Raw genomic sequence first — 5,837 nt, forward strand, 5'->3', positions numbered from 1 at the left:
CACTCGGTTTGTCGGAACGTATGGCACGCGTGTCTTTGACCCAATGGGTTAGTGAAGGTTGGATAGTAGTCTCCAACCCGTCTCGCCGCTCCCGCAGATATGCACTCCGCGAAGATCTTCGAAGCTACATTGATTCCTTATGATCTATGAGATACCAAATGAGGCTTTACCCACAATCTTTCCCACCCCTCGCTATATTTTTAGATGTAAATAACACATTAGGAAAGCGCTTCTCTGTGTTTGTTGGCTTGACTTTCGGGCGGGATTCCAGTATATTGATAGTGCGTAAAACCTCTTTGCAGAGGACTTGCGCACCCCATTTTCGGCTGGGTTCCGAAAGTACCATTAGAGCGATAATGCGATTACCCTTATTTGAGTACAAAGTAGGATGTATTGTCATCGTTCTATAATAATCTTATTTGATTGGAATTGTTTCAATCGCGGAGGAAAGGTCTTTGAACGGATTCAAAGTTCGCGGTGGAGCATCACTTCACGGTGTTGCGCGAGTTGGCGGCAGCAAGAATGCGGCGTTAGCGCTGTTAGCGGGCGCGTTATGTGTCGAGGGCGAAGTTGTACTCCATAACTTCCCTGCGGTCAGTGACGTGTTGCTGATGGTTGATTTGTTACGTCTGATGGGCGTTAAAGCTGAACGTAATGGCGATACACTCTGGATGGATGTACGTGGCCTTAATTGCAGCGAACCTCCCGAGAATTATGTGCGTAAAATGCGCGCCTCTTTTTATCTGATGGGCCCACTTCTTGCCCGGCTTGGGCGAGCTAAGATGCCGGTCCCTGGTGGTTGTCAGATAGGAACCCGGCCAGTCGATTACCATATAAAAGGCTTGCATCAGTTAGGCGCGGAAATAACTCAGACCCAAGGCGCTTATGAAGCTGTTGCCAGTCAACTTGTCGGCGCGGAGATTTATTTTGATTTCCCAAGCGCGGGCGCAACTCAGCATTTAATGACAGCCGCTGTTTTGGCTGAAGGCAATACACTTATCCAACATGCTGCGATGGAACCGGAAGTCCTTGATTTAGCCTATTTCCTCAATCGAATGGGCGCAAGAATAGAGGGAGCGGGAACGAATACGATTACAATTCAGGGCGTTCGCAAATTGCAAGGCGGCGAATATTCGTTGATCAGCGACCGTGTCCAAGCAGGAAGTTATCTCTTGGCTGGCGCAATCACTCATGGGGATGTGACAGTCGAAGGGGTTCATCCTGAGCATCTTCAGCCGCTCAATCTCAAAATGCGCGAATGTGGCGTGAATGTGACCGAAGGGAATGATTGGGTACGGGTTCAAAATCCCAATCGCCATAACGCGACCGACATTACAACGATGCCTTTCCCCGGTTTTCCAACTGATCTGCAGCAGCCGATGTGTGCTTTTCTGACGTTGGCAAACGGCGCCTCGGTAGTTCGAGAACAGGTTTATGATGGCCGCAATAAGCATGTGGGTGAACTCCAGCGCATGGGCGCTGACATAAAGGCCACTGATGGACGTACATTTATTATTAATGGTGTTGACCGCCTTACCGCAGCTAGAGTGGAAGCTCATGACTTGCGGGGTGGAGCAGCCATGATAATAGCAGCTTTGGCTGCTGAAGGCGAGAGCCTGGTTAGCGGCGCGGAATATGTTGACCGTGGCTACCAAGGATTTGAAGAAGCTCTCAATAATTTGGGTGGCTCAATCGAGCGGGTCGCACTGGAAGCGGAGGATTCTGCTGTTGTTTCGAGTACTCCCTGAACTAGGGATAGATTTAGGCACTGCGAATATAATTGTTTATCAACGCGGCAAGGGCATCGTGTTACGAGAGCCAACCGTTGTGGCAATTACTGTCGGCTCTACAGGTCCAAAAAGAATTTTGGCTGTTGGCGAAGAAGCGCGATTAATGCTTGGTCGAACACCAGGTAACATAACCGCCATCCGGCCGTTGAGCGACGGCGTAATCGCCGATTACAGCACAACGCTCAAAATGCTGGAATACATCTTTAACAAATGTTGCGGAAAGCGGCGATGGCTCAAACCCAAGGTGCTTGTGTGCGTTCCGTCCGGCGTAACAAACGTTGAAAAACGAGCCGTTATTCAGGCAGCAACGGAAGCCGGAGCACGCGAAGCATCAACGATAGAAGAGCCGATGGCGGCCGCAATTGGCGCAGGATTGCCCATCAGCACCCCCGGGGGTAATATGGTCGTTGATTTGGGTGGCGGCACAACTGATATCGCTGTCATTTCATTAGGCGGCATCGTTCTTAGCAAGAGCCTGCGTGTTGGCGGTAATAAGTTCGATGCGGCCATTATCCGTCACGTCCGCGCCGCTTATAACTTGATGATTGGTGAAAGAACTGCAGAAGAAATTAAAATGAAAATCGGTTCTGCGTTCCCAATGGAAACTGAAATGCGGATGAACGTACGCGGACGTGATTTGGTTGCAGGCCTACCAAAAACCATCGAGGTGACCTCTGAAGAGGTGCGCGACGCTTTGTCCGAACCGGTAAACGCAATTGTGGAAAAAGTATGCTCGATTTTGGAGGAAACTCCACCGGAACTCGCTTCGGATGTAATCGAGCGCGGCATCTGGCTCACAGGCGGAGGGGCTTTGCTGCGCGGTCTTGATAAATTAATAAGCACCTCAACTGAAATTCCAGTTAGAGTCGCCGATGATCCCTTAAGCTGTGTCGCAATCGGCACAGGGCGGGCTTTGGAAGAAATGCGCACCATTCGTGAAGCGGGTGGGCCAACTCAGTTTTAGGCGTCTACTAGTCAACTCCACGTTATTAGATAAAACAGGAGATGCCACAGGCGCCTCCTGTTTTTCTGTCAGTAGGTTAAAATGAAACTTTTTTATAGCCTTGCAATAGGGGTCGGAATAGTTTCAATATGTTTTGGGGCGGTTAGTACAGCCAAGACGTCCCCCAAAACTCAGGTGCGTCCGAAAACAACACCTGCCTATAAAGATGTTAAGAAGAACCATTGGGCTTATTCATCCGTGCGGAATTTGAAAAAGCGTAAGATAATGGCAGGGCGCACAGTGGGCCGATTTGAAGGCGATAAGCCCATCACACGATACGAGTTTGCAGTGGCGCTCGACCGATTTATCACTCAAGTTGAGGATGGCTTAAAAAAAGCGGGAAATAAATTGAAAGAGACGAAGGTTATTGAAGAACCGAAGCTGTTAACGTCAAAAGACCATTGGGCTTATAGCTCGATGAAGCGTCTTGCTGTTTATGGCTATCTGCCTGTAAGTTCAAAGGTGCTTCATGGCCCTGGTGATACGTTGAACGCGAAAGAAATTGGGCAATCACTTGCTCAGGTCGTGATAAGAATAAACGACTTAACAATTAAGGAACCTTATGAACGTAGTCAGACAACGCCGGACGGTTCGGAAGGTTCGCTGTCAAAGTCAGAATGACAGCATCCTATCTGAAGCCCCGGCGTAACCCGACCGGGGTTTTTTTGTTAGTGTAATGAAGATACTAAAGCGATGGCGAAGAAGTAAGCTGATGTTGGCATTGGCGGTTATTGGCCCAGGCATTATCGTGGGCAACGCCGATAACGACCCCAGCGGCATATATGGGTACTCGGTAGCCGGAGCTTCCTATGGGTATGGGATGCTTTGGATGCTTGCGCTCATCATCATTAGCCTGTACGTCATCCAAGAAATGTGCGCGCGAATGGCGATAGCTACCGGCAAGGGGTTAGCCGACTTAATTCGCGAAGAATTTGGAATTAAAATCGCTCTGCTTGCGATGGTTACCCTTTTTATCGCTAACTTTAGCACAACCATTTCCGAGTTTGCCGGTATAAGCGCTGCTGTAGGATTGCTATTTAAGCCAGGGATCCATCGTTTCCTTATGCCCCTGCTCACTTTCGTTATTTGGATAATTGTCATGCGCGGCTCATATCGAGGGGTTGAGCGGATTCTGCTTGCCGCTTCGTTTATTTATCTCAGTTATGTTGTCACTGCTGTGATGGCTCACCCAAATTGGCAAGAGGTTAGCCGCAGCTTTGTCACACCGCATGTAAAAATGTCCAGCGACTATATGCGTGTGGCAATCAGCCTTATCGGTACAACGATCACTCCCTGGGGCTTATTCTTTATTCAGTCATCTATCCGTGATAAAGGCATCAGCGCGCGCCATTATCGCTATGTCCGAATGGACATTATCGCCGGTTCGATATTTGTCGGTTTTATAGCTGCGTGTATCCTTATCGCCTGTGCAGCGACGCTTCATCCCAAGGGAATCTATCTTGGAATGAATGCCAACGCTGCTGATGCTGCTAAAGCGCTTGCCCCGTTCGTTGGCAGATGGGCTTCGACCCTTTTCGCCATAGGTGTTCTAAACGCAGGCATGTTCGGAGCGATTGTCGTACCACTCTCAACCGCCTATGCAATTACCGAGTCGTTAGGGTGGGAATCGGGCTTAGGCAGACGCATCCGCGAAGCGCCGCTCTTTGCCGGTGTTTATGGGGTTTTAATCTTCCTTTCAGCTTTGGTCGTCATCGTGAGCAATCCCGATAACTTAGGTTTCTTAATTCAACTTCCCAACATCGTCGGTTGTATATTGCTTCCGATAATTCTTGTCCTAGCGCTCAAGCTAGTCAACAATAAAGAAATAATGGGCAACTACGTCAACACCCGCTGGGCCAATGTAATCACCTGGTCAACTGCTATCGTCATTATCACTTTAAGCATCGCCTTAGCTGTTCTTACCTTCATTTAAGTTATCTTTGAGAAAATTTATAAAATACCTATTGACAATATATGTATATTCCTATATACTAATATAACACAGGTGAAAAAGATGGCAGACAAAAATCAAAAAACACTGATTGATATGGAAACGTTGGAGCGGGTTGCGCCTGTTATCAGGAATGCGGCGCATCCGTTGAGGCTACGTATCATCGACTTCCTACGCCTTCAGGATCATCCCTGCAACGTTACAGAGATTGTCGAGGCGACTGGGGTAGGGCAGGCGGTTGTAAGCCAACAGCTGCGGATTCTGAAGGATCAGGGTCTGCTTTCATCAAAGCGAATGGGTAATCATGTCCTCTATGAGATTGCCAACAAAAGTGTATTACTACTACTCGAATGCATTAGGAAGCATCCGGACTATTGTTAAGTCTGTTTTTTTGAGTGACATATATAATCATAGCTATATCTGCATATTAGTTGTCTGAGCTTAGGAGGTTATGTAATGAAGAGATTAAGCTGGGGGAAAGTGAGCGTGATTGGCGCTCTTGTGTTAGTAGTAATAATTATTGCCGCAGGAAGGATGAGAGATCGTTCGAGCGAGTCTGCTGCTTCAGAAGCGCCATTAAGTGAAGCCATCAGCGTGCGTGCGATTGATGTAAATACATCTTCCATTCCTAAATGGCTTGAAGCGACAGGAACCATTCACGCCGAGTTGGAATCGGACCTAGCCGCAAAGGTGATGGGCAGAGTCATTTCGGTTTCGGCGCAAGAAGGGGATCATGTGAAACGAGGGCAGAGTCTGATAAGTCTTGATTCGCGCGACCTCGAAGCCTCTGTAGCTCAAGCTGCCGCTAATGTACAATCAGCAAACGTTGGCTATCAGAATGCTCAGGTGACAGCTTCAATGGAAGGTTCCCTCAGCGAGGCTCGCATCGCTCAAGCCAACGCTCGAGTTTTGCAGGCAGATGCGGCGCTCAAGGCATCTCAAGCTCGACTTGAACTTGTGCAAGCCGGTCCGCGAAAACAAGAACGCGCTCAGGCGGATCTAACAGTGGCTCAAGCCATGTCGTCGTTGTCGCTGGCAGAGTCAACCTATAGTCGAATGCAAAACCTTTATAGTTCAGGCGCCATCTCTAAGC

General features: G+C 48.6%; 6 protein-coding genes. All 6 read left to right on the forward strand.

Features of this window, described 5'->3' with window-relative positions; all coding sequences use genetic code 11:
• Positions 1-455: 455 nt before the first annotated feature.
• A complete protein-coding gene (murA, locus tag WCO51_08870) occupies positions 456-1,748 on the forward strand; it encodes a UDP-N-acetylglucosamine 1-carboxyvinyltransferase (GenBank protein ID MEI6513371.1) in 1,293 nt (430 codons plus the stop codon).
• On the forward strand, positions 1,729-2,754 hold the full coding sequence (locus tag WCO51_08875; protein MEI6513372.1) for a rod shape-determining protein: 1,026 nt from the start codon (positions 1,729-1,731) through the stop codon (positions 2,752-2,754). The genes murA and WCO51_08875 overlap by 20 nt, the downstream gene beginning before the upstream one ends.
• Positions 2,755-2,835: 81 nt before the next feature.
• Entirely contained in the window at positions 2,836-3,414 is a 579-nt protein-coding gene (locus WCO51_08880) for an S-layer homology domain-containing protein (GenBank protein ID MEI6513373.1), read from the forward strand.
• 55 nt (positions 3,415-3,469) lie between these two features.
• Positions 3,470-4,726 carry an Nramp family divalent metal transporter gene (locus WCO51_08885; GenBank protein ID MEI6513374.1) on the forward strand — a complete coding sequence of 419 codons (1,257 nt, stop codon included), beginning with the start codon at positions 3,470-3,472 and terminating at the stop codon, positions 4,724-4,726.
• An 81-nt stretch (positions 4,727-4,807) separates the two neighbouring features.
• Entirely contained in the window at positions 4,808-5,125 is a 318-nt protein-coding gene (locus WCO51_08890; protein ID MEI6513375.1) for a metalloregulator ArsR/SmtB family transcription factor, read from the forward strand.
• A 75-nt stretch (positions 5,126-5,200) separates the two neighbouring features.
• Positions 5,201-5,837: biotin/lipoyl-binding protein (locus WCO51_08895; GenBank protein MEI6513376.1), on the forward strand; the 637-nt coding region annotated here is incomplete at its 3' end.

This window comes from bacterium (assembly GCA_037131655.1).
Lineage (GTDB): Bacteria > Armatimonadota > Fimbriimonadia > Fimbriimonadales > JBAXQP01 > JBAXQP01.

Coding starts and splice junctions, on each gene's coding strand:
- WCO51_08880 (MEI6513373.1), top strand. CDS start 2,836: ATGAAACTTTTTTATAGCCTTGCAATAGGGGTCGGAATAGTTTCAATA.
- WCO51_08885 (MEI6513374.1), top strand. CDS start 3,470: ATGAAGATACTAAAGCGATGGCGAAGAAGTAAGCTGATGTTGGCATTG.
- WCO51_08890 (MEI6513375.1), top strand. CDS start 4,808: ATGGCAGACAAAAATCAAAAAACACTGATTGATATGGAAACGTTGGAG.